The sequence below is a fragment of the Microbacterium sp. NPDC058062 genome, assembly GCF_042885375.1.
In the GTDB taxonomy this organism is placed as follows: domain Bacteria; phylum Actinomycetota; class Actinomycetes; order Actinomycetales; family Microbacteriaceae; genus Microbacterium; species Microbacterium trichothecenolyticum_C.
Genome location: NZ_JBHVSC010000003.1, coordinates 569,234 through 591,289, shown reverse-complemented (window position 1 = coordinate 591,289; position 22,056 = coordinate 569,234). Strand labels below are relative to the sequence as shown.

General features: G+C 70.5%; 14 protein-coding genes. 8 read left to right on the top strand and 6 right to left on the bottom strand.

The annotated features are described in order from the left end of the window. Nucleotides 1-150: 150 nt before the first annotated feature. The 4 genes from ACFVSU_RS11795 to ACFVSU_RS11780 all read right to left on the bottom strand — a co-directional run bounded on the left by ACFVSU_RS11795 (nt 151) and on the right by ACFVSU_RS11780 (nt 4,874). Nucleotides 151-1,830: an LLM class flavin-dependent oxidoreductase gene (locus ACFVSU_RS11795; protein ID WP_387142667.1), complete on the bottom strand. Its 1,680-nt coding sequence runs from the start codon at nt 1,828-1,830 to the stop codon at nt 151-153. Between the two features lie 131 nt (nt 1,831-1,961). Continuing rightward, on the bottom strand, nt 1,962-2,954 hold the full coding sequence (locus ACFVSU_RS11790) for an ABC transporter substrate-binding protein (RefSeq protein WP_387142664.1): 993 nt from the start codon (nt 2,952-2,954) through the stop codon (nt 1,962-1,964). 50 nt (nt 2,955-3,004) lie between these two features. Next, on the bottom strand, nt 3,005-3,796 hold the full coding sequence (locus ACFVSU_RS11785) for an amino acid ABC transporter ATP-binding protein (protein ID WP_387142661.1): 792 nt from the start codon (nt 3,794-3,796) through the stop codon (nt 3,005-3,007). 1 nt (nt 3,797) lies between these two features. Continuing rightward, complete coding sequence (locus ACFVSU_RS11780) at nt 3,798-4,874, bottom strand: amino acid ABC transporter permease (RefSeq protein ID WP_387142658.1); 1,077 nt, start codon at nt 4,872-4,874, stop codon at nt 3,798-3,800. Nucleotides 4,875-5,071: 197 nt separating this feature from the next. Between ACFVSU_RS11780 and ACFVSU_RS11775 the strand changes: the two genes are divergently transcribed. The 5 genes from ACFVSU_RS11775 to ACFVSU_RS11755 all read left to right on the top strand — a co-directional run bounded on the left by ACFVSU_RS11775 (nt 5,072) and on the right by ACFVSU_RS11755 (nt 10,056). Continuing rightward, the gene (locus tag ACFVSU_RS11775; RefSeq protein ID WP_387142655.1) at nt 5,072-6,127 is read left to right on the top strand and encodes an LLM class flavin-dependent oxidoreductase; all 1,056 of its coding nucleotides are present in this window, start codon (nt 5,072-5,074) and stop codon (nt 6,125-6,127) included. Continuing rightward, nucleotides 6,124-7,437, top strand: coding sequence for an LLM class flavin-dependent oxidoreductase (locus ACFVSU_RS11770; protein WP_387142652.1), 1,314 nt, complete (start codon nt 6,124-6,126; stop codon nt 7,435-7,437). The genes ACFVSU_RS11775 and ACFVSU_RS11770 overlap by 4 nt, the downstream gene beginning before the upstream one ends. Before the next feature lie 38 nt (nt 7,438-7,475). Next, entirely contained in the window at nt 7,476-8,207 is a 732-nt protein-coding gene (locus ACFVSU_RS11765; RefSeq protein ID WP_387142649.1) for a nitroreductase family deazaflavin-dependent oxidoreductase, read from the top strand. A 62-nt stretch (nt 8,208-8,269) separates the two neighbouring features. Then, a complete protein-coding gene (locus ACFVSU_RS11760; protein ID WP_387142646.1) occupies nt 8,270-9,541 on the top strand; it encodes a DUF222 domain-containing protein in 1,272 nt (423 codons plus the stop codon). Nucleotides 9,542-9,558: 17 nt separating this feature from the next. Further along, nucleotides 9,559-10,056, top strand: a complete 498-nt coding sequence (locus tag ACFVSU_RS11755; RefSeq protein WP_387142643.1) for a hypothetical protein — start codon at nt 9,559-9,561, stop codon at nt 10,054-10,056. A gap of 29 nt (nt 10,057-10,085) precedes the next feature. Here ACFVSU_RS11755 and ACFVSU_RS11750 read toward each other — a convergent pair whose 3' ends face one another. Beyond that, nucleotides 10,086-11,414, bottom strand: a complete 1,329-nt coding sequence (locus tag ACFVSU_RS11750) for a M20/M25/M40 family metallo-hydrolase (protein WP_387142640.1) — start codon at nt 11,412-11,414, stop codon at nt 10,086-10,088. 136 nt (nt 11,415-11,550) lie between these two features. Here ACFVSU_RS11750 and ACFVSU_RS11745 point away from each other — a divergent pair, with 136 nt between their 5' ends. Continuing rightward, the gene (locus ACFVSU_RS11745) at nt 11,551-12,312 is read left to right on the top strand and encodes a Pr6Pr family membrane protein (RefSeq protein WP_387142637.1); all 762 of its coding nucleotides are present in this window, start codon (nt 11,551-11,553) and stop codon (nt 12,310-12,312) included. A 255-nt stretch (nt 12,313-12,567) separates the two neighbouring features. Next, entirely contained in the window at nt 12,568-13,302 is a 735-nt protein-coding gene (locus ACFVSU_RS11740) for a Pr6Pr family membrane protein (protein ID WP_387142634.1), read from the top strand. Nucleotides 13,303-13,362: 60 nt separating this feature from the next. On the opposite strand, the gene ACFVSU_RS11735 is transcribed toward ACFVSU_RS11740, so the two are convergent. Next, the gene (locus tag ACFVSU_RS11735) at nt 13,363-20,427 is read right to left on the bottom strand and encodes a DUF5979 domain-containing protein (RefSeq protein ID WP_387142631.1); all 7,065 of its coding nucleotides are present in this window, start codon (nt 20,425-20,427) and stop codon (nt 13,363-13,365) included. A gap of 185 nt (nt 20,428-20,612) precedes the next feature. Here ACFVSU_RS11735 and argG point away from each other — a divergent pair, with 185 nt between their 5' ends. Next, nucleotides 20,613-22,055 carry an argininosuccinate synthase gene (gene argG, locus ACFVSU_RS11730; protein ID WP_310286931.1) on the top strand — a complete coding sequence of 481 codons (1,443 nt, stop codon included), beginning with the start codon at nt 20,613-20,615 and terminating at the stop codon, nt 22,053-22,055. Nucleotide 22,056: the final 1 nt, after the last annotated feature.

Here is a 22,056-nt window from a genome sequence, read left to right as displayed (position 1 = left end):
CGCTCGTCGCTCAGCAGCTCGGTGAGGTCGAAGAACTCGTCGGTGGGCTGCTGCGGCGTGGAAATGGAAGGCTCCCCTCGAGATGCTGAGCCCCATCATGCATCATTTGAAACTCCCCGTCTCACTGATGTGCGAACGGGAAGCTCGCCATCACACCGGTGAAGTCGCCGCGGGCTCGGGAGCGAGGTCGTAGCCGAACGTGTACAGCTCGATCCAGCGGCCGGGCTGCACCTCCTTGAGCCCTTCGCGCTCCGGCAGCCGATCGAAGCCGAGCTTCGCGTACAGCGCGTGTGCACCGGTCATCTCGGGACCGCTGTTCATCACGACCCGATGCGAGCCGCGCTCACGCGCGAGGTCGATCACGTGACGCGTGAGCGCCGCCCCGATGCCCCGCCCGCGGGCGGCAGGAGCCACCGCGAGCTGCCGGAAGTCCGTCTCGCCGGGCTGCGCCATCTCGGCGAGCGGACGGTTCGGCTGCGCGACCCAGACGGTGCCGAGGATCTCGCCGCCGGCCTCGACCGCGACCCACACGTCCCCGCCGCGTACGCGGCTCGCGACGTCGCGCAGCGAGGCGACGTACTCGTCCGAGAGCGTGTCGTAGCTCGACAGGTAGGCGTCGGCGGTGACGTCGCCGGCGCGCTCGTACTCCTCATCTCGGACGAGCCGAATCGTCCATTCGGATGAAACGGATGCTGCGTCCCCTGCGTCCACGGCCGGCTCGGGGGCGTCCGCGTCCCACGCCTCGGCCAGCAGTTCGTACGAGTGCACCCGGTCCACAGGGTCGTGCGTGACCGTCGTGACGAGGAGCTCGTCGGCACCGGTCACGCGCTGCAGCGTCTCGAGGCGCTCGACCACGGTCTCCGCCGATCCGACGAACTGCGTGTCGAGGCGGTCCCGGACGACCGCGAGCTCCTCGGCCGTGAGCGGGTCGGCCGCGGCCTCGTCGGGCGAGGGGAAGGGGACGGCGCCCTGGCCGGCGCGGATGCTGTGCACCCATCGACCGTAACCCGCGGCGAGACGGCGGGCCGCGGCATCCGTCTCTCCGACGACGGCGTCGACCGACACGATGACATACGGCTCGGCGAGGCGGCCGGGGCGGAACGCGGCACGGTACTCGGCGATCGCCTCGAGCACGAAGCCCGGTGCGACGTGGTAGTTCGCGCCGAACGGCAGTCCGAGTTCTCCCGCGAGTCGGGCGCTCGGCCCCGCGGTGGAGCCGTGGATCCACACGGCGACGTCGGCGCCCTCGGCGGGCGTGACACGGATCGGCACGTCCCCGGGCGGCGAGAACGAGCCGTCGAAGAACGACAGGATGTCGGCGACGTCGTCGGCGAACCGGTCGGCGTCGGCGTCGGTGCGGCCGAGGAGCCGCGCCTGCACGACGAAGCGCTCCGCGTCGAACCCGGCGAACGGGCGCGCGGCCGGGAGCAGCAGGCCGTCGACGACGCGGTCCTCCGGCGCGGCAGGCAGCGCGGTCGCGGCGACGCTGCGCGAACCCGAGCGCCCGATGCCGAGGTCGAAGCGGCCGGGGTGCAGCTGCGCCACGACGCCTGCGGCCTCGGCGACCTGCGCCGGCGAGTAGTTGCCGATGATCGTGGCGGCGGTGCCGATACGGATGCTGTGCGTCACCGCCGCGACGGATGCCAGAAGCACGTGCGGCGCGGCGCCGGCGATCCCGGGGTTGAAGTGGTGCTCGGCCACCCAGTAGCGCCGGTAGCCGAGGCGCTCGGCCGCGCGCGCGAGCCCGATGCTGGCGCGGAGGCCGTCGGCGGGAGTCTGCCCCGAGCCGAACGGCGACAGGTCGAGGACGGACAGCGGAACGCGGGACATGGGTGCTCCCTAGGCGTGGTGCAGGCGTGGAGAACGAGGGCGCAGAATCGGAGGTTCTCGGTGACACGCCGGGTGGCAGCATCCACCGCCGGCGTGTCGTCCGAGACCTCCGATTCTGTGCTCGCGAGCGGTCAGGACTTGGGGAGTCCCGGCGGGTTGATGAGGCTCTCGTCGACGCGCTCGGACTCGAGGTCCCAGATCTTGAGGACCTCGTCGTACTGACCGTTCTCGATGAGGTAGTTGAGGGCGATGGCCACGGGCTCGATGAGGCCGTTGCCCTTGGCGGTCGCGGCGGCGATGTTCGCGGTCAGCGGCCAGCCGCCGGGCACGAGGCCGACGAGCTTGGTGTCACCGGTCTCGCGGGCGGCCCACGCCGACGTCGCGTTCGGTCCGAACGTCGCGTCGATGCGGCCCGACTGCAGCGCCAGCACGGTCGCGGCGTTGTCGTCGAAGTACTGCAGCTCAGCCGGCTCCTCGCCCGCGGCCTCGAGCTCCTCGTTCCACGCGAGCAGCACCTGCTCCTGGTTCGTGCCCGAACCGACCGCGATGGTCAGGCCCGAGATGTCGGCGGCCTCCTCGATCTTCTCGATGTCGCTGTCGCTCTTCACGTAGAAGCCGAGCAGGTCTTCGCGGTAGCTCGCGAAGTCGTAGAGCTCCTTGCGCTCCTCGGTCACGGTGACGTTCGAGGTGATGAGGTCGTACTTGCCGGACTGGATGCCGAGAGGCCAGTCCGCCCACGCGACCACGACCGGGTTGTACTCGAGGCCCAGCGCGTCGGCGATCAGCGCGCCGATGTTCGGCTCGGTGCCGGCGGCCTCGGTCTCGCCCTCGGGGATGTAGCCGAGCGGCGGGACGTAGGCGGAGTGCGCGACGGTGAGCTTGCCCGGCTCGACCGGCTCGAAGCCGCTCGCCTCGAGCGCCTCGACGGCCTCGGCGACGGGCTCGTCGAGACGCACCCACTGGATGTCGTCGGTCGCGACGTTCGCCGACTCCTCGGTCGCCGCGGGTGCGGCCGCCTCCGCGGGCTGGTTCTGGTTGACGCCCCAGACGACGCCGCCGACGATCGCGGCCACCGCGACGACGCCGACGCCGATCGCGATGCCCTGCTTCTTACTCAGTGCCATGTGATTGCTTCCTTTTCTCGGGTGAGGACTCTGTGGAGAACTCGGATGGGTCAGGCCAGGACCTTCGCGAGGAAGTCCTGGACGCGGGGGTGCTGCGGGCGCACGAGGACCTCGGCGGGCGGGCCCTGCTCGATGACACGGCCGCCGTCGAGGAACACGACGCGGTCCGCGACCTCACGGGCGAACCCGACCTCGTGCGTGACGATGACGAGGGTCGTGCCGAGCTGCGCGAGGTCGCGGATGACGTCGAGCACCTCGCCGACGAGCTCCGGGTCGAGCGCACTGGTCGGTTCGTCGAACAGGATGACCTTGGGCTTGAGAGCCAGGGCCCGGGCGATCGCGACGCGCTGCTGCTGGCCGCCCGACAGCTGCCGGGGGTAGTGCTCGGCCTTGTCGGCGAGCCCGACGCGATCGAGCAGGCCGAGCGCGAGCTCGCGGGCATCGTCCTTCGAGAGCCGGCCGAGGGCGATCGGCGCCTCGGTGACGTTCTCGAGCGCGGTCAGGTGCGGGAAGAGGTTGAAGTTCTGGAAGACGATGCCGATCTGCGTGCGGCGCTCGAGCACCTCGCGCTCGCGCAGCTCGTAGAGCCTGCCGCCGCGCAGCTCATAGCCGATGAGCTGACCGTCGACCGTGACCGATCCGCGGTCGACGCTCTCGAGGTGGTTGATGGTGCGCAGGAGCGTCGACTTGCCGGAACCGCTCGGCCCGAGGATCGCGACGACCTCCCCGGGCTCGACGGTGAGGTCGATGCCGCGCAGCACCTCGACGCCGCCGTAGCTCTTGTGGACGTTGTGGATCTCGACGAGGCCCTTGGTCGGGGTTTCGGTGATCGTGGTGCTCATGTCAGCGCCCTCCGAACTTCGCGTCGTCGCCGTTGCTGTGCTGTGCCGCAGGGGGAAGGGGCGCAGCATCCGCTCCCTCCAGAGGAGGTGGTGACGAATCCGAGTCGCCGAGACGTGCCCACTGCACGGCGATCCAGTGGCGCGCCCGCTGGACGGGCGTCGGGGGCAGCACGCGCACGGTGCCGCGGGCGTAGTGCCGCTCGATGTAGTACTGCGCGATACTCAGGATCGTGGTGATGATCGTGTACCAGACCACCGCGACGAGCAGCAGTGGGATCACGCGGCTGTTGCGGTTGTAGATGACCTGCACGGCGTAGAACACCTCGGGCAGCGCGATCACGAACACGACCGACGCGCCCTTCACGAGCCCGATGACCTCGTTGGTGGCGTTGGGAACGATCGAGCGCATCGCCTGCGGAAGGATGATGCGGGTCAGCCGGCGGCGGGGAGGGATGCCGAGTGCCGCAGCCGCCTCGAGCTGGCCCTGGTCGACCGACAGCAGGCCGCCGCGGATGATCTCCGCCGAGTACGCCGCCTGGTTGAGGCTGAGGCCCAGGATCGCCGCCGCGAACGCGCTGATGAGTTGAACCGTGGGGAACTCGACGATCCAGAAGTCGGTCGTGAACGGGGTGCCGAGGCCGAGGGTCGGATACAGGTAGCCGAGGTTGTACCAGACGATGATCTGCACCACGAGCGGCACCGAGCGGAAGAACCAGATGAACAGCCAGGCCGCCGAGTTCAGGAGGGGGGACTTCGCGAGACGGGCGAGAGCGAGCAGCGTGCCGAGGAAGAAGCCGATGGATGCCGACACCACCGTCAGCAGCAGCGTCAGGCCCACGCCCTGCAGCACCGGCTCCGACAGGAAGTAGTGCGCGAAGACGTCCCATTCGTAGTTCTCGTTCGTGACGAGCGACCACGCGAACTGCGCGACGACGAACAGCACGACGATGCCGATCGACCAGCGGAACCAGTGGCGGGTGTGGACCACGCGGAGGTCGCCGAGGTCGACGCGCGACGCCGCGGGCGTCGGCGGCGCGGCTTCTGCGGCGCCTGCCTGGCGCGGGAGGGTGTCGGTCATGAGGGGCTCCTCGGTCGGCGGCGCGGGGTCTGCGGGATGCGCCGGTAGGCCGAAGGTAGGGCGGACCTCGCCGTCCTGCCGAGCCGTGGCAGCCCCCGGCCGACACGGATCGTGACGGTGTGCAACGCGGCGTCACACTCCGGAATCGGGCGACGCACGCGGGGTCGGCATCGGCGCGGAGACCTACCGTGGCTCGCATGTCCGACACCCCGTTCGCCGTCGCCCTCGAGCTGGACGCCGACGGCGCCCACCCCGCTGCCGGCGCCGCACCGCCCGGCGCCCTCTCGGCGCGTCGCCTGGCCTCCCGCGCCGCGAGCGCCGAGCGCCTCGGCTTCACCGCTGTGACCTTCGACGACGCTCCGCTGCCGGCCGGCGACGTCGCCCGCCTCGACGCGGTGCAGCGCGCCGCGTTCATCGCTCCCCTCACGTCGGCGATCGGTCTCGTGCCCGTCGCGCACACGACGTACAGCGAGCCGTTCCACGTGGCGACGCAGCTCGCGAGCCTGGACTGGGCGTCCCACGGTCGCGCGGGCTGGATCGCCGCGGCCTCCGGCACCGCCCGCGAAGCCGCCGCGTACGGCCGCGAGGCGCTGTCGGGCGACGAACTCCGCCGCGAGCGCGACGACGTCATCGAGGTCGCGCGTCGGCTCTGGGACTCGTGGGAGGACGACGCCGTCATCCAGGACGTCCCGACCGGCCGCTACCTCGACGCCGACCGCCTCCACTACGTCGACTTCGAGGGCGAGCGCTTCTCGGTGAAGGGCCCGCTCATCACGCCGCGCCCGCCGCAAGGGCAGCTGGTCGTGGTCGCGCCGGTGGGCACGACGGGTGCGGATGTCGCGCTGGTCTCGGGCGCCGATCCGGCGGAGATCGCGGATGCTGCCGCCCGCGCGCGTGCGGCGGGCGCGGCGCTCGTCTGGGCCGAGGTCGAAGTGGTGCTCGATGCCCGGGGCGTGTCCGCGGCCCGACGGCTGTCGGCGCTGGGGCCGTGGCCGGCTTCCGGGCTGCTGCGCTACGCGGGTGGAGCGGACGGTCTGGTCGCGCTGGTCGCGGAGCTCGCAGCATCCATCGACGGCGTCCGCCTGCGGGTCGCGGAACTCGATGTCGACCTCGAGGAGGTGGGTCGCGCGGTGCTTCCGGCGCTGCGGGAGCGGATCGGGTTCCGCTCGCCGCGCGCCGGGGAGACCTTGCGCGACGCGCTCGGACTCGACAGGCCCGTCAATCGCTATGCCGCTGTGAAGGAGTTCGCATGACCACGTCCCGTCGCATCCAGTTCGGAGTCTTCTTCCAGGGGGTCAACTTCGGAACCATCTGGTCGAGCGAGCGCAGCGGCTCGCAGTACGACTTCGAGTCGTTCCGCCGCATCGCGCAGACCGCCGAACGCGGGCTCTTCTCGGCGTTCTTCCTCGGCGAGGGCCTCCGGCTTCGTGAGCACTTCGGCCGTGTCCACGACCTCGACATCGCCGGCCGGCCGGACGCGCAGACGCAGCTCGCGGCGCTGGCCGCCGTCACCGAGCGCATCGGCCTCGTGGCGACGCAGAACACCACGTACAACGACCCCTACGACCTCGCGAAGCGCCTGAACTCGCTCGATCTGCTGAGCGACGGTCGCGCCGGCTGGAACATCGTCACGACCGACAACGCCTGGACCGGCGCGAACTTCCGTCGGGGCGGCTACCTCGAGCACGCCGACCGCTACCGACGGGCGGCGCAGTTCGTTGCCGCGGCGCAGCGGCTGTGGGACGCCGGGGGCGACGGCGTCGGGACGCCCGTCAAGGTGGGCGATCAGCTGGTGTCGTTCGAGGGCCCCGCGCCACTCCCGCCGAGCGCGCAGGGCCGGCCGGTGCTCTTCCAGGCGGGCGACTCCGACGAGGGCCGCGAGTTCGCCGCGGCGAGCGCGGACGTCATCTTCTCGGGGCATCCGGGTCTGGAGGACGCCGTGGCGTTCGCCGCCGACGTGCGGCGCCGGCTGCCGCGTCACGGCCGGAGCGAGGACGACCTCAAGTTCTTCCCGGGTGCGCAGTTCATCCTGGGCGCGACCGACGCCGAGGCCCGCGAGAAGGCGGAGTGGGTCACGCGGGCGCAGGTGTCGCCGCAGACCGCGATCCGCTTCCTCGAGCCGGTCTGGGGCCGCGACCTCTCGGAGTTCGACGCCGACGGTCCGCTGCCCGACATCGACCCCGTCGTCGACGAGGTGGACGGGCAGCGCGGGTCGCTGTTCCAGGGCCGCCGCGCGGTCGAGACGGCGCGCGAGTGGCGCGAGAGCGCGGCCAGCGAGGGCCTTTCGATCCGCGAGTTCGTCATCAAGCGGTCGTCGCTGCGCACCTTCGTGGGCGGATACTCGACGATCGCGGACAGGATCGGGCAGTACGTCGACGCCGGTGCCGTCGACGGGTTCAACGTCTCGCCGTACCTCGTGCCCGAAGGGCTCGACGACATCGTCGACGGGCTCATCCCGGAGCTGCAGGAACGCGGGATCTACCCGACCGGGTACGTGGGCACGACGCTGCGGGAGAACCTCGGGCTGCCGGAGGCCGGCGAGCGGGCGGAGCTCGCGGCTTAGACCGTGTTGCGGCAGGCCGATCGCCGTAGGGTGGGCGTGTGCCGGTCAGGTCGGTCGTCAGAAGCGCCGTCGGCGCCGCGTTGCTCGTCAACGCTGTGCCCCACGGGGTGAGCGGTGTGCAGGGACGGCCGTTTCCCAGCCCGTTCGCCGATCCTCCGGGTGTCGGTCTGTCGTCGCCGCGGGTGAACGTGGCATGGAGTGCGGGCAACGCGCTCGCGGGGCTGCTGCTGTTGCGACGGGGCATCCGATCGCGCGGCGAGGCCGTCGGCGCGGCTATCGGCGGGGTTGCGATGGCTCTCACGATCTCGCACCACTTCGGCGACGTGCTCGCCGGAGGCCGCGGCCTTCGCGGCTTCTCGATGCGGCGGTCAGCAGGAGGCTCCGGACCACCGCGCGCGCTCGTGAAGGCCACGGAACCCCTCGCGAACGCCCTCGCCGGTCGCCGCTGGTTCCCGCTGTGGGCGGTGCTGCACCATCGTGGGCGCAAGAGCGGCACGGCGTACGCGACGCCCGTCGCGATGGTGCCGACGGTGGATCCGGCGCTCGTGATGATCGGCCTGCCGTGGGGCCGGAACACGAACTGGGCGCGCAACGTCGTGGCGGCGGGATCCGCTGAGCTCACGTGGTCGGGCGCGACCCACTCCGTGTCGTCGCCGCACATCGTCGACCCGGCGGAGGCGGCGGATCTCGCGAAGCCGCTGTTCCGCTCCATCGTGAAGCGGATGCCGGCGGCGATCGTGCTCCGGCGTTCGCCCGGGTCGGTTGCCTGACGTCGGCTTCAGGAGTCGCTCGCACCTTCGGCGATGTCGTAGGTATGTTCTAAAGTCGAAGCATGTTCATCGACCCGGCCCTGCCTGACCAGGTGCTTCCCGATGAGCTCGATCTCGTGGTCGAAGCGGCCGACATGATGACCGTTTTCGCCGCGCACCGGCTGGTGCGCATCGACGTGATGCGGCGCGATGCGCTGCGCGATGCGACCCGCAACGGCCGGGTTCTCACCGAGGTCGTCGAGCGCAGCGTGCGGCTGGAGCTCGCGGCGGCGCTGCGGATCACCGAACACGCGGCCGGTGACCTGCTGGGCTTCGCGGAAGCGCTGGTGCATTCCTACCCGGTGGTGCTGGCGTCGATGGAGCGGGCTCGCATCACGGAGCGGCACGCCGAGATCCTGGTCGGCGCGGTGAACGAGCTCGAACCGGAGTTCCGCACGCGGGTGCTCGAGCCGGGCCTCGCGCTGGCCGAGGCGGAGCCGGTCGGCACGTTCCGCCGCAAGCTGCGCGCTCTCATCGACACCGTGCGGTCGGCGACGCAGACCGAACGATACGAGCGGGCCGTGACGAAGCGGCGGATCGCGGTCGAGCCCGACGACGACGGGATGGGGTGGCTGCACCTCTACGCGCCCATGGTCGCGATCACCGCAGCGCAGTCACGGGCGACCGCGATGGCCAAGGCGATCAAGGTGGGCGACGGCGACACCCGCACCCTCGACCAGGCTCGCGCAGATGTCGTGCTCGACCTCCTCATCGACGGCGCTGTCCAAGCTCATCCCGAGCAGGCCCGCGGTGTGCAGGCGACGGTGTTCGTCACCGTCCCGGTGCTCGCTCTCCTCCACGAGTCCGACGCCTCCCGAGCGGCCGCCGGCATCGACCCGCCGGTGGTCGAAGGGATCGGGCCGATCCCGCTCCCCGTGGCGCGCGAACTCGCTGGCGGCGCACCCGGGTGGACGCGGGTGCTCACCCACCCCGAGACCGGAATGGTTCTCTCGGTCGGCCGCGATCAGTACCGACCACCGCCGGCGCTGGCGAAGCTCGTGAAGTGGCGGGCGGATCGGTGCATGGGACCGGGGTGCGGGATGCCGGCCTCCCGGTGCGACATCGATCACAACGTCGACTGGGCGCTCGGCGGAACGACAGAACTGACGAATCTGGGGCCGCTGTGCGAAGGTCACCACACCGTCCGGCATCACACCGACTGGACGATCGAGCAGGTCGCCGGTTCGGGCGGTGCGATCCGGTGGACGTCGCCCTCGGGCCGCCGGTACCTGGTCGAGCCGGAGCGCACCGTGCCCGTGTTCCGGGCCGTGGACTGCGGCGACGCTCCGTTCTGACCGTTAGCCTGCTGTCGATGAGTTTCGATGTGGAGACCTGCAGCGCGAACGCGGTGGCCTGGGCGCTCGGGCACGAGGGTTCGAACGAGTACGCGACGCGCTGCCTGGCGTTCGTCGAGGACGCGATCGAACGCTCGAACGACCTCGAGATGTTCGGCGGCGACGACGCGGCGGAGTCCGCCCGTCTGTACGGTGCGTCGGCGAACACGGGGGCGCCGCCCGCCGACGCGTTGGTGTTCTACGAGAGCGTGGGCGAGCTCTTCGGCGAACGGCGGGATTGGGGCCACGTCGGCCTGAGCCTCGGTGACGGCCGCGTCGTGCACGCGTGGGATCGTGTGCGCGTCGACGAGTACCGCGCCCTCGAGGCCCAGACACCGGCGCCCGGCTGGGAGCCGCTGCGCTGGGTCGGCTGGGTGCCGCTCAGCCGCGCGCTCGAGGGCGCCCGCCCGCGGACGTGGGACGAGGATCCCGCTGCGGCCGCCGCGAGGATGCAGGCCGAGCGCTTCGGCGGCTGACGGGCCTCAGCCCGCGTCGGCTCGGTCGATCACGCCGTGCGCAGGATCCGCTCTGTGACCCGCGCCGAGAAGTACAGCGCATCGACGGGCACGCGCTCGTCGGCGGCGTGGAACTGCGCGAAGACATCGAAGTCGCGGGGCACGCGCAGCGGGACGAACCCGTAGCCGTGGATGCCGAGCTTCGCGAAGTGCTTGTTGTCGGTGCTGGCCGGCAGCAGGTACGGCACGACGACACCGTCGGGGTCGTCGACCGAGATCGCGTCCTGGAGGACGCCGATGATCGGAGCGTCGACCGGCGCCTCGGTCGCCGACCACCAGCGGCCCTCGCGGATGTCGATGTCGTCGCCCACGAGCTCGCGCAGACCCTCGCGCAGCGCATCGTCCTGGCCGGGGAGGATGCGGATGTCGAGCCGCGCCGCGGCCTCAGCCGGGATGATGTTCGTCTTGTCACCGGCGTCGAGCACGGTCGGGGTGGCGGTGTTGCGCGTCGTCGCGCCGACGAGCGACGAGACGAATCCGAGGCTCTCGAGGTCGTCGGCGAGCGACTCGTCGGTGAACGCGAGACCGCGCGCCTCCCCGAACACGTCGAGCAAGCGCTGCAGCGCGGGCGTGCGCACCACGGGGAAGCGGTGCTCGCCGACGGCGGCCACGGCCCGAGCGAGACGCACCACGCTGTTGTCGGCGGTGGGCCGCGAACCGTGCGCTGCGCGCCCACGAGCGCGCAGCGTCGACCACGCGACGCCCTTCTCGCTCGTCGCCACGAGGTACGCACGACGATCGTCTCCCGGCTCGTCGGTCAGCGGCACCGAGAAGCCGCCGACCTCGCTCAGCGCCTCCGTGACGCCCGCGAACAGGTCGGGCCGGTTCTCGACGAGCCAGCCGGCACCCCACACACCGCCGCTCTCCTCGTCGGCAAGGAACGCGAACACCAGGTCGCGCCGCGGCACGATCCCCTCGCGGGCGAAGTGCCGCGCCACCGCGAGGATCGTGCCCGCGTAGTTCTTCATGTCCACGGCGCCGCGGCCATAGAGGTAGCCGTCCTCGATGTCGGCGCCGAACGGCGGGTGGGTCCAGTCCTTCTCCTCGACCGGCACGACGTCGAGATGCGCGTGCACGAGCAGGGCACCGGCATCCGGATCGCTCCCGGCGAGGCGCGCGACGAGGGACCCGCGACCCGGGCGCGACTCGACGAGCTCCGAGGCGATGCCGACGTCGGCCAGACGCCCCTGCACCCATCGCGCCGCCCGGGTCTCGCCGTCGCCGATGGTAGCGGCGACACCGGTGTTCACGGTCTCGATGCGGATCAGGTCGCGCACGAACTGCAGCGCCTCGTCCTCCAGCAGCGTCGGCACGGGCATCCTCCTCGGATAGGGCAGGGCGGACGACCCGCCGCGGCCGAGGTTAGCCCGACTCGTCCCCGCGGCGCGCCGACCCGCGCCACGCGGAGTCACACCCTGACGCACCGCGACACACCTCACTCGATATGGTGAGCCCATGACGCGCACGCGGGGATGGGCGACAACCTGGACGCTGCTGCGACTCGCGATGGCGGGGGTGACGATCGCGGCGATCGTGGCGCAGCTGACGAAGTCCATCGGCACGGCGATCGAGCTCGGCCGCGACGTCACGACGACGATCGCGAACTTCTTCAGCTTCTTCACGATCCTCTCGAACGCCGCCGCCGCGGTCGTGCTGGCCTGGATCGCGCTCTGGTACCTCTTCAAGGGACGCCGACGCGACACGGATGCCGAGCCCCACGGCCTTGCGGTGGCGCTGGCGTGCGTCAGCACATACATGATCATCACCGGCATCGTCTACAACACCCTGCTGCGCAACATCGAGCTGCCCCAGGGCAGTGCGCCGATCCCGTGGTCGAACGAGGTGCTGCACCTGATCGGCCCGATCTTCCTGCTGCTCGACGTCTTCCTCGGACCGCTCCGCCGAGCCCTCCCCTGGCGCAGCCTGTGGGCGGTGGTGGCGTTCCCGATCGTCTGGGTGATCTACACGATGATCCGCGGACCCCTCGTCACCAACCCGGTGAGCGGCGATCCGTTCTGGTACCCGTACCCCTTCCTCAACCCGAACAACCCCGGCGGATGGCTCTCGGTGGTCTTCTACGTCATCGGGATCGCGGCCGCGATCGTCGCCGTCGGAGCCTTCGTCGTGTGGTGGGGACGACGCCGGGGCGCAGTCGTCGGTGCATCGGATGACGCCGGGGCGGCGGCATCCGTCCCCTCCTCCGTCGCGTCGGACTGACGCCCGAGCAGCCGTCTACAGGGGCTGAATCGTGTCCCCCGAACGGCGGACACGCCCGGATTTCCGGGGCTTTTGTCGAGGTTGTCCACCAAACGGTGGACACGTTGTAGGTTCCTGACAACGCCGGGGATCGGGCGCGCGTTTTCCACACGTTGCCGACACAAAGGTTTGATACACCCCCGTATCGACAGGAGTACATCTGTGCTCGGGGCAGGAAGCGACACGCACTACGCGTGATGTCGAAAGGGGTGGGACATGCACTGGGCATGGTTTCGAATCGCCGCGGCACTCACCGGGATCTCCGGGGTGATCGCTGGATTCATCGTCAACGTAGACCGCGCAGCGCGCCAGGGGCAGGGCCTCGGCGACGTGCTGGCGAACTACTTCAGCCTGTTCACGATCGTGTCGACGCTGCTCAGCATCGTCACGCTGTTCGTGGCCGCATCATGGGCGATGCGGCACCCGGGCTCCGAGCGCGAGCCGTTCGGCATCGCGCTCGCCCTCGCGGCGGTCACGGGACCCGTGCTGCTGCTCGGGCTGGTCTACAACGCGCTGCTGCGCGGACTGCCGTCGGCCATCGCGCTCGGCGACTCCGCCGGGATCGCGATGCTCGACAAGTACGCGGCCGAGGTGCTGCACGTGGTCCTGCCGATCTACTTCGTGCTGGACCTGCTGCTGGCCCCGCGCCGGCGGGCGCTGCCCTGGTGGTCGCTCGCGGTGCTCGTCGGCTACCCGCTGGCATGGACGACGTACACGATGGTCCGCGGCGAGCGCGTCGCGAACCCCGACGGCACCACACCGTGGTGGTACCCGTACCCGTTCCTGGACCCGCACGGCGCAGGCGGCTACTCGTCGGCGTTCACCTACATCGGCGTGATCCTGGTCGGCTTCCTGGCGATCGGCTCGATCATCATCCTGATCGGCCGGTACCGCCAGAAGCGGTCCACACGCCACGGCGCACCGGCCGCGCGCCACACGCTGCTGATCTGATCAGCGCCACCGGGGGGTGGCGGAGATGGGCGGGTGCGATGAAGCACCCGCCCATCGTCGTCAGACGCTCCGGCTCCGGCGACGCACGACCACCATCGCGAACACGCCCGCGAGGATCGCCAGTGCACCGATCGCCCCGAGCCCCGCGAGTCGCGCGCCGTCCGCACCCGTCGCCGGCAGCGGGCTGTGGAACCGGTTGTCGATGGTGATGGATGCTGCGCCCTCGCCGCCGACCGTCACGACGGCGCGGTTCGCACCATCGGGATCCGCCGGCGTGTACGTGACGGCATCGGCTCCGCCGTTCGAGGTCTCGCTCACTGCGCACTCGGCGCCGACGGGGAGGTCCTCGTAGACCACCGGCGCGGCCATCGTGAGTGCGCGCACGGCGCCGCCGGGCACGTCGATCGCGGAGCCGTTCCACGTGCACGATGCGGTCACTTCGAACGTGCTGTTCCGGTGCAGCGACGCGTCGCCGCCCGACACCGTCTTCACGACCTCGATCTGCCCGACGTCGAACGTGTTGGTCACCGTGACGTCCGTCTCACCCTCGACGATCTCGATGGTCTCGACGGGCTCGCCCTCGGCATCGGTGATCGTCGTCGCGTGCGCGCCGCCGGTGTCGGTCTCGGTGATCGTGCACTCCAGGCCGATGAGCAGCGGCTCGTAGGTGTGGGTGTAGTCGTTGTCCGCGCTCAGCACCTGCTCGGCGTCCGGGACCTCCACCGGCTCGCCGTCCTCGTCGACGCACGCGAGCACGACGGTGAACGGCCCGGCGCCCCACAGCTCGGCGCCCTCGCCGTCGATCACCTTGGTGACCGTGAGCGACCCGGCGTCGAACGTGTTGACCGCGGTGACCACCACCGGGTCGCCCGACCCGATCTCGAACCGCGGACGATCGATGGACACGGATGTCGCGCCGCCGTTCTCCGTCTCGCGCACGGTGCAGCTCGCGCCCTCGGCGACGTCGTCGACCTGCACCTCGTAGCCGTTGCCCGCGTCGAGGGTCAGGAAGCCCGCCCACACGATGCGCGGGATGCCGCCGCCGGTGTCGAGCGTGCAGACCACCGCGAACTCGAACGGACCGGCGCCGAAGTCCTCGGCGGCATCGCCGGTGCGCTCCTTCTCGATGCGGAACGACCCCGCGCCGAACGAGTTCGTCGCCAGGACCTGCACTTCGGTGTCCTCCTGGATGGTGACGTCGACCGAGGTGCCCTCGACGGGCTCCCCGGTCGCCCCGTCCACCGTGACCTGCATCGTGGTGCTCTCGGCGCCGAGGTCGTCGGTCTCCTCGACCGTGCACGTCGCGTTGACGGGCAACCCGTCGAGCGCCCACGTCTGCTCGGGGGTGATCTCCTCGATCATCGGAACGTCCGGTCCGTAGCCGTCGGCATACGCCGGCTGGCCGTTGAGCTCGCACGTGACCTCGAAGGTGAACGGACCGTACGCGATCGGATCCCCGCCGCTGTCCACAGCATCCGTGTCCACCGCCTTGCTGATGCGCAGCGAGGCGACGTCGTAGATGTTCTCGACCGTGACGAGGCCGATGTCCTCGGTGTCGAGGGTGACCGTGGCGGTGCCGATGTCGGTCTGGGTCTGACCCCACTGATCCTCGGTCGCAGTGCACTCAGCGCCCAGCGGCAGCCCGTCGATGACGGTCGGATCCGCGCCGGGCACGAGGTCGACCTCGGGCAGGCCCTCGATCGGCTCGCCGTCGATCGTGCACACCAGCTGCACCGGGAACGAGTCGGGCGCGAACTCCGAGGCCGGACCCGAGACGATCTTCTCGAGAGCGATCGAGCCTGTCGGATACGCGACGCCGACCCGGCGACCCTCGGTGGCCGGCACGAGCACCGTCGCGTCGCCGCTCAGAGCGGCCCCGCCCGTCGAGATCGTGTTGTACGCGGTCGGCTGGTCCTTCACGACCTGTCGGTTCGGGGTGGTGCGCGTCTTGAACTGGAGGGTGAGCGAGTCGCCCGGCTCGAACTTCTCCTCGCCGGGGAAGTCGACCGCCACCTTGATGCTCCGCACGACGGCCGGGTCGACGGTGTCGTCGAGCGGCAGCCACGCACCGGGGATGCACGGGGTGCCCACCGGGTTGAGGTCGGCGGTGCAGGGCACCGCCGCCGTCGAGTAGAACAGCGAGATCTGCGCGTTGGTCGGCGTCGTCGGGTCGACGATCAGCGCCACCTCACCCGCGTACGTCGGCTGCCACTCGCTCCCGCGCGGGATCACCACGATCAGACCCTGATCGCCCGGCGTCGGCAGGTTGTCGATCGAGACGAGCTTCGAGATGGGCACCGTGCCCGCGTTCGTGACGTGCAGGCGCCACGTCTCGGTGTCGCCGGGCAGCGTCAGCGGCACACACGGGTAGCGGTAGAAGCCGTCGGCGTCCGCGCTGCCCTCGCATGCGAAGTTCGCGTCGTCGCTGCGGACGTTCGGCACGTCCGGCAGGTTCGGCGGGTTGTCGGCGCGCACGAACTTGACCGTGCTCAAGGCGGGAACCGCGAGCGGCCTCACCGTGGCCGTGTCGGCGCACAGGCCCGTGGCCTCGTCGTAGCTCGGCACGCACTCGTCGAGCGGTTCGGCCACGTCGATCGTCGCCGTGTTGGTCACGGAGTCGTTCGGCGTGAGGCCGGGTCGCAGCATCATGCGCAGCGTGATCGTGTAGGTCTGGCCGGGCTCGAGGACCGACCCCTCGGGCATCGTGAAGACGATGCTGGTGCCGAGGTCCTGGACGTCGACGTCGTCGGGGTCCGTGGGCAGCGGGTCTCCGCCCGGTGGCGTCGGCGCGGCACCCGTGAGCGCGAAGGACCACGGCGGCACGCTGGGATCGCGATCGGGGTTGAAGATCAGCTGGGGTTCGCCGGTCGCGGTCAGCGGCAGTTCGTCGGTGAAGACGACGTCCGTCAGCGCCCGCTCGCCGGTGTTCGTGTACGCGAGGGTGAACGGGATCTCGACGCCCGGACGCACGTCGCCCGTGGGCGATTTCACGACATTGACGGATGCCTCGAGGTGGAGGTTGCGGTACTCCGCCTCGGCCGTGTCGTCATCGGTGAGGCGCTGCCCGATCCCGATCTCGGCGGAGACGCCGTCGACCGTCACCGTGTCGAAGAAGACGCCGGCATCCTGCTCGCCGGGGGCGGGAACCTGGTCGCTCCGCGTGGTCGGCGTCGGCTCTCCGGTGCGAAGGTCGGTGCGCCGCTCCACGAGGAACGGCACGTTGATGATCGGGTTGACCGGGTTCAGCCAGCCGAGCTCGGCGGACGACCAGAACTGGAAGCTGAGGCCGTGCAGCGTGCTCGGGGCGCCGTCGAGGAACGCGATCGCGGCCGCGACGGAAAGGTCGCCGTTTCGCGGCATGCAGGTCCAGTCACCGCCGACGTCGTCGGCGACCACATTCGCGTCGGTGAAGTCGCCGCCGTCGAGGTAGCAGACCTGCACCTTCGCCACGGGCGGGGGCAGCTGCCACAGCGGGTCGGGGCCGACGAAGTCCATCGCGTTCCAGAACGTGGGGTCGTCGTCGGTCATCGTCATCGTGTAGGCGCGGGCGGACCCGCCGGGCTGACCGGTCAGGGTCACCGTGACGGGCGAGAAGTCGTTCTCCTTCTGCGCGCTCGGCGAGATCGTCTTGCCCGCGCTCACCGAGAAGCTCGGCTCCTCGAGAGCGATGGATGCACCCGCGTCGTCACAGGCGAACCGGTCGCCCTCATGCGGGGGGCACTCGAAGAACGGATCGACGTCGGCGATGACTCCCTCGGCGGTGTTGGCGATCGGCGAATCGCCGACCGACACGCGTTCGGTCGTGCCCTGCCAGAACGGACGCAGCCGCAGGTCGAACTCGACCACTCCCGCGGCGTTGGAGGCGATGCGGCCCGTGTAGGTCACCTGCACGCCCGAGACGTCGCACGGCATCGTGTTGGGCCCCAGGGCGAGCGCGTCGGCCCGCGTCAGCTCGATCGGGTCGCCGCCGAAGCAGGACAGCGTGACCACCGTGTCCGTCGCCCCCGCAGGCACATCGATGCGGACGAAGTTGTTGAACGTGAATGCCTGGAACGGGTCCTGTCGGCGGTCGGTCACCGAGCCCGGGGCCGTGTCGGTGATCTGCAGCATGTCGACCTTGGCCGGCGTCGTGTTGCGCGTGGTCACGGTGACGCGGCTGAGCGGGTACTGGCTCGGGAGGATGTTGGGGTCGTTCGGCACCGCGAGCGGGCCGCCCTGCCAGTTCTTGTCGGTCGTCGTCGTCAGCGGCACGTCGACGATGATGACGTCGTCCTGGTCGTTCGCCGAGAGCGGGTCGCGGCCGTCGGCCGGGAACCCGGTCGCGTTGGCGGTGTTGCGCACGACTCCGTCCGTCGGGAGGTTGTAGAGCTCGTCGCCGAGCACCGCGGTGCCGTCGCTGCGGCGCTCGTCGCGCACCTGCCACACGAGCGTCACGGGCCGGTCGTTCGCGAACGAGCGGGCGACGCCCGACCCGACGGGCGGCGCCGTCGGGTCACCGGCTGACGCGGCCGCGCGGTCAGGGCTCTCGACGAAGGTCAGCTTCACGCCCACGGTCGAGGCGCGCTCGGCCGTCGTGAGGTTCATGCCCGGGAACTGCCCGACGCAGAGCGGGTTGCACGGGTTGTTCGTCGCCGTCACCCACGCGGTGCCGTTGTAGAGCTGCACGGCCTGCACGGCGTCGTACTTGATGAGGGGGTCTGTCGCGGTCGTGATCGAGTTGACGCGCGTCAGGTCGAAGGCGTTGAACAGCGACGCCGTGATCGCCGTGGTCTCGGGAGCGGCGATGTCGGTGATCTCGACGCGCTCGAGGTTGGAGTACCCGCCGGTCGACCAGCGCAGCGTCGAGGGGATCGTGTCTCCCGAGCGCGCGATGACCGACTTGATGCCGCCCGAGCTCGAGGTCCCGAAGGACTTGTCGATCAGATCGGCGTTGCCGGGGTCCGGCGGAATGAGCTCGAGGACGGGGCAGTCGTCGGGCGGGAGCACGGCCTGCCCGTCGGGCACACTCGGGTTCGCGCTCGAGGCATCCGTCTGCGCACAGTTGGGCACGAAGGTGCTCTCGTCATCGCTGAACGGCGGCACCTCCGTATAGCGGCCGTCAGCACGGAGCGACGAAGTGAAGTTCGGCGAGAAGTCGGTGCCGGGCGCGAAACCGCCCGCGTCACCCGTGTAGTCGTAGACGAACCGCACGCCGCCCGCGACGTCACTGATGTCGGACGGCACCTGCTGCGAGTAGATCGTCGGTCCGGCGATCGGTCCGGCGAGGGTCTCCCACGTGCCGGTCGTCGTGTCGTAGTACTCGATCGTCAGCGTCGAATCGGCGGGCACCGGCGTCTGCGTGATCGCGGTCAGGTCGAACGCGTTCCACCACGGGTCGCCCTCCACGGGGTCCTCGGGATCCTGGATCACGACCTGCTGCGCACGACCCGTGGTGCCGGTGGGGTTGTCCGGCGGCGAGGGACGTTCGGTGAGACCGCCGTTCAGCGTGACCGTGACGACCTCGCCGGGCACCGCGAGGATCGGCGTGGGCCGGATCTGCTTCGAGATGTACGGCTCGATCACCTCGTCGTAGATGTAGAGGTCGTCGGACGCCTCCGCGGAGTCGGTCGTGCCCGCGTTCTCGCCCTCGACGGCGATGAGGTTGGGCACGGTGAGCGGCAGCCCGGTCAGATCGGGGTCGGTGTCGACCGAGAACGGGATCTCGGTCTCGCCGCCGGGGACGATGTCGCCGCTGAAGGTGACCTCGAACGCGACGATGTCGGCCGGGTCGACACCGTCGGGAAGGGCCGGAACGGTGTTGTCCGCGAACGGCACCGTGACGGTTCCCCCGCCGGCGAGCGTGTAGACGACCTCACCCGACGTCGCGCCGGCCGGCCAGTCCACCGGACCCGTGAAGCCTCCGAACGTGTACGCCGCGGGGAAGGTCCCGGTCGCGGGCTCGCGGATCGTCAGCGTGTCGATCGGGATCGTCGAGGCGTTGCGCCCGCCGATGGTGACCGTGGTCGACTCGCCCGCGATCACGAGGTCGGGGTCGAAGGACTTGCTCGCAGCCACCGTCACGGTGTTCTGCCGCAGGGTGAACTGGGCGTCGGCCTCGCCGGTGGCGGTCGCGTCGCCGATCGCGACGGTCGACAGCACGTCGTTGGCCACCGTGGATCCGTCAGGCTCGTTGGCCGCAGCATCCGTCACCGTCAGATCCAGTGCGACGGAGCCCGTGGCGCCCGCGGGGATCGCCCCGTGGAACGTCACGCGCGTGCCCTTGACCTCGTCTGGCGTGACACCGGCGGGGAGCGTTCCGCCGGGCGCCGATACCCATGCGCCGTCCACATACACCTCGTAGGTGGTGAGGGCGGGGTCGGCTCCCGCCGGAGGCGTCACCGTGCCGAACGAGGCGAAGGCGAGCGAGTCGAAGGGGTTCGGCGAGGCCTCGGGGTCGACGGGGTCCTGGATCGACAGCGACTCGACGGTCGCGTTCGAGGTGTTCGTGCCGCCGAGGGCGGCCGACACCACGGCTCCGGGCGTGGCGATGGCCTCGGTCGGGGTGAAGGTCTTGGTCGCGGTGGTCGCGAGCTCCAGCGGCACGATCGGCGTCACCGGTGCGACGGCGTCCTGATCGGCGAAGTTCACGCCCTCGATCGTCGCTTCGTTGATCACCGGCGTTCCACTGACGTCGTACGAGGCGTCCGCGGGCAGCTGCGCCGTGATCTCGACGATGCCGGTGGTGTTGTCGAGGATGCCGACCGTGCCGTCGCCCAGCGGGGTCGTCCACGTCACCGTGACGGTGTTGCCGTCGATGACCGGCTCGGCGGCGGTGTTGACTCCGCCGCCGACGACAGCCTCCACGACGACGAACGGCGCGGGCACCACATCGGTGAGCACCGCACCGCGGCAGCCGAGGTCGGTGATGGCCGAACAGCCGACCGTCAGCGTGTAGGTGAAGGTCTCTCCCGGTGCGACCTCGGTGACCGACGCGCTCTTGTCGAGCGTCGCCACCGCGGTGATGTCGGCCGGCTGCGGGTCGGGCAGGATCGGAGCGGCCACCGCGGCCGGTGCGATCAGCGTCGCGGCGGCGACGGCCAGGATCGTGACGGCTGCCGCGATGCGTGAGCGCGCTGTGGAGAACAAGTGACCCCCCGGTCCATGTCACTGCTACGAATGGGCCGGTCACACTTCAGAAGTCACGACCGGATTCATACCTCGCGGTCAGCCTAGCCAGGCTCGTCGGCGCGCCGCCAGTGTTGCTGGCGTTACTGGTGTGACGGCCGACGCATCGCGGGGCGGCATCCGTCCCCTTAACTAGACTTGAGGGCATGTCGAAGGTCCTCCAGTCCCTGCCCGTCGGCGAGCGCGTCGGCATCGCCTTCTCTGGGGGACTTGACACCTCCGTCGCCGTCGCGTGGATGCGCGACAAGGGCGCGATCCCGTGCACCTACACCGGCGACCTCGGTCAGCCCGACGAGGACGACATCGACGCGATCCCGAGCCGTGCGCTCGAGTACGGCGCCGAGGTCTCGCGCCTCGTGGACTGCAAGCCCGCGCTCGTCGAGGAGGGCTTCGGCGCCCTCGCGTGCGGCGCGTTCCACATCCGCTCGGGTGGGCGCACCTACTTCAACACCACGCCGATCGGCCGCGCCGTCACCGGAACGCTCCTCGTGAGGGCGATGAAGGAGGACGGCGTCGACATCTGGGGCGACGGCTCCACCTACAAGGGCAACGACATCGAGCGGTTCTACCGCTACGGCCTGCTGGCGAACCCGGCCCTGCGCATCTACAAGCCCTGGCTCGACGCCGACTTCGTCACCGAGCTCGGCGGCCGCCAGGAGATGAGCGAGTGGCTCGTCGAGCACGGCTTCCCCTACCGCGACTCCGCCGAGAAAGCGTACTCGACCGACGCGAACATCTGGGGCGCGACGCACGAGGCGAAGACCCTCGAGCACCTGAACGTGTCGCTCGAGACCGTCGAGCCCATCATGGGCGTGCGCTTCTGGGACCCCTCGGTCGAGATCGAGACCGAGGACGTCACCGTCACGTTCGAGGCGGGCCGCCCCGTCGCCCTCAACGGCGTCGAGTTCGCCGACCCGGTCGCGCTCGTCTTCGAGGCGAACCGCATCGGCGGCCGCCACGGGCTCGGCATGAGCGACCAGATCGAGAACCGCATCATCGAGGCGAAGTCCCGCGGCATCTACGAGGCGCCGGGCATGGCGCTGCTGTTCACCGCGTACGAGCGCCTGGTCAACGGCATCCTGAACGAAGACACGCTCGCGACGTACCACGAGCAGGGCCGCCGCCTCGGTCGCCTCATGTACGAGGGCCGCTGGCTCGAGCCGCAGTCGCTCATGCTGCGCGAGTCGATCCAGAAGTGGGTCGGTTCGACGATCACCGGCTCGGTGACGCTGCGCCTGCGCCGCGGCGAGGACTACACGATCCTCGACACCACCGCCCCGCGCCTGTCGTACCACCCCGACAAGCTCTCGATGGAGCGCGTCGGCGACGCCGCGTTCGGTCCCACCGACCGCATCGGCCAGCTGACCATGCGCAACCTCGACATCGCCGACTCGCGCGTGCGCCTCGAGTACTACGCCTCGAAGGGTCTCATCGGCGGTGCGACGGGCGAGCTCGTCGGTCACCTCACGCAGGGTGAGGCCGGCGAGATCACCGAGCGCGCCGAGAACTACAGCGCCGCGCAGGAAGAGCTCGCAGAGGCGACGGATGCTGCGAACGAGGCGTCCGCGTTCGACCTGGGAACCGACTGAG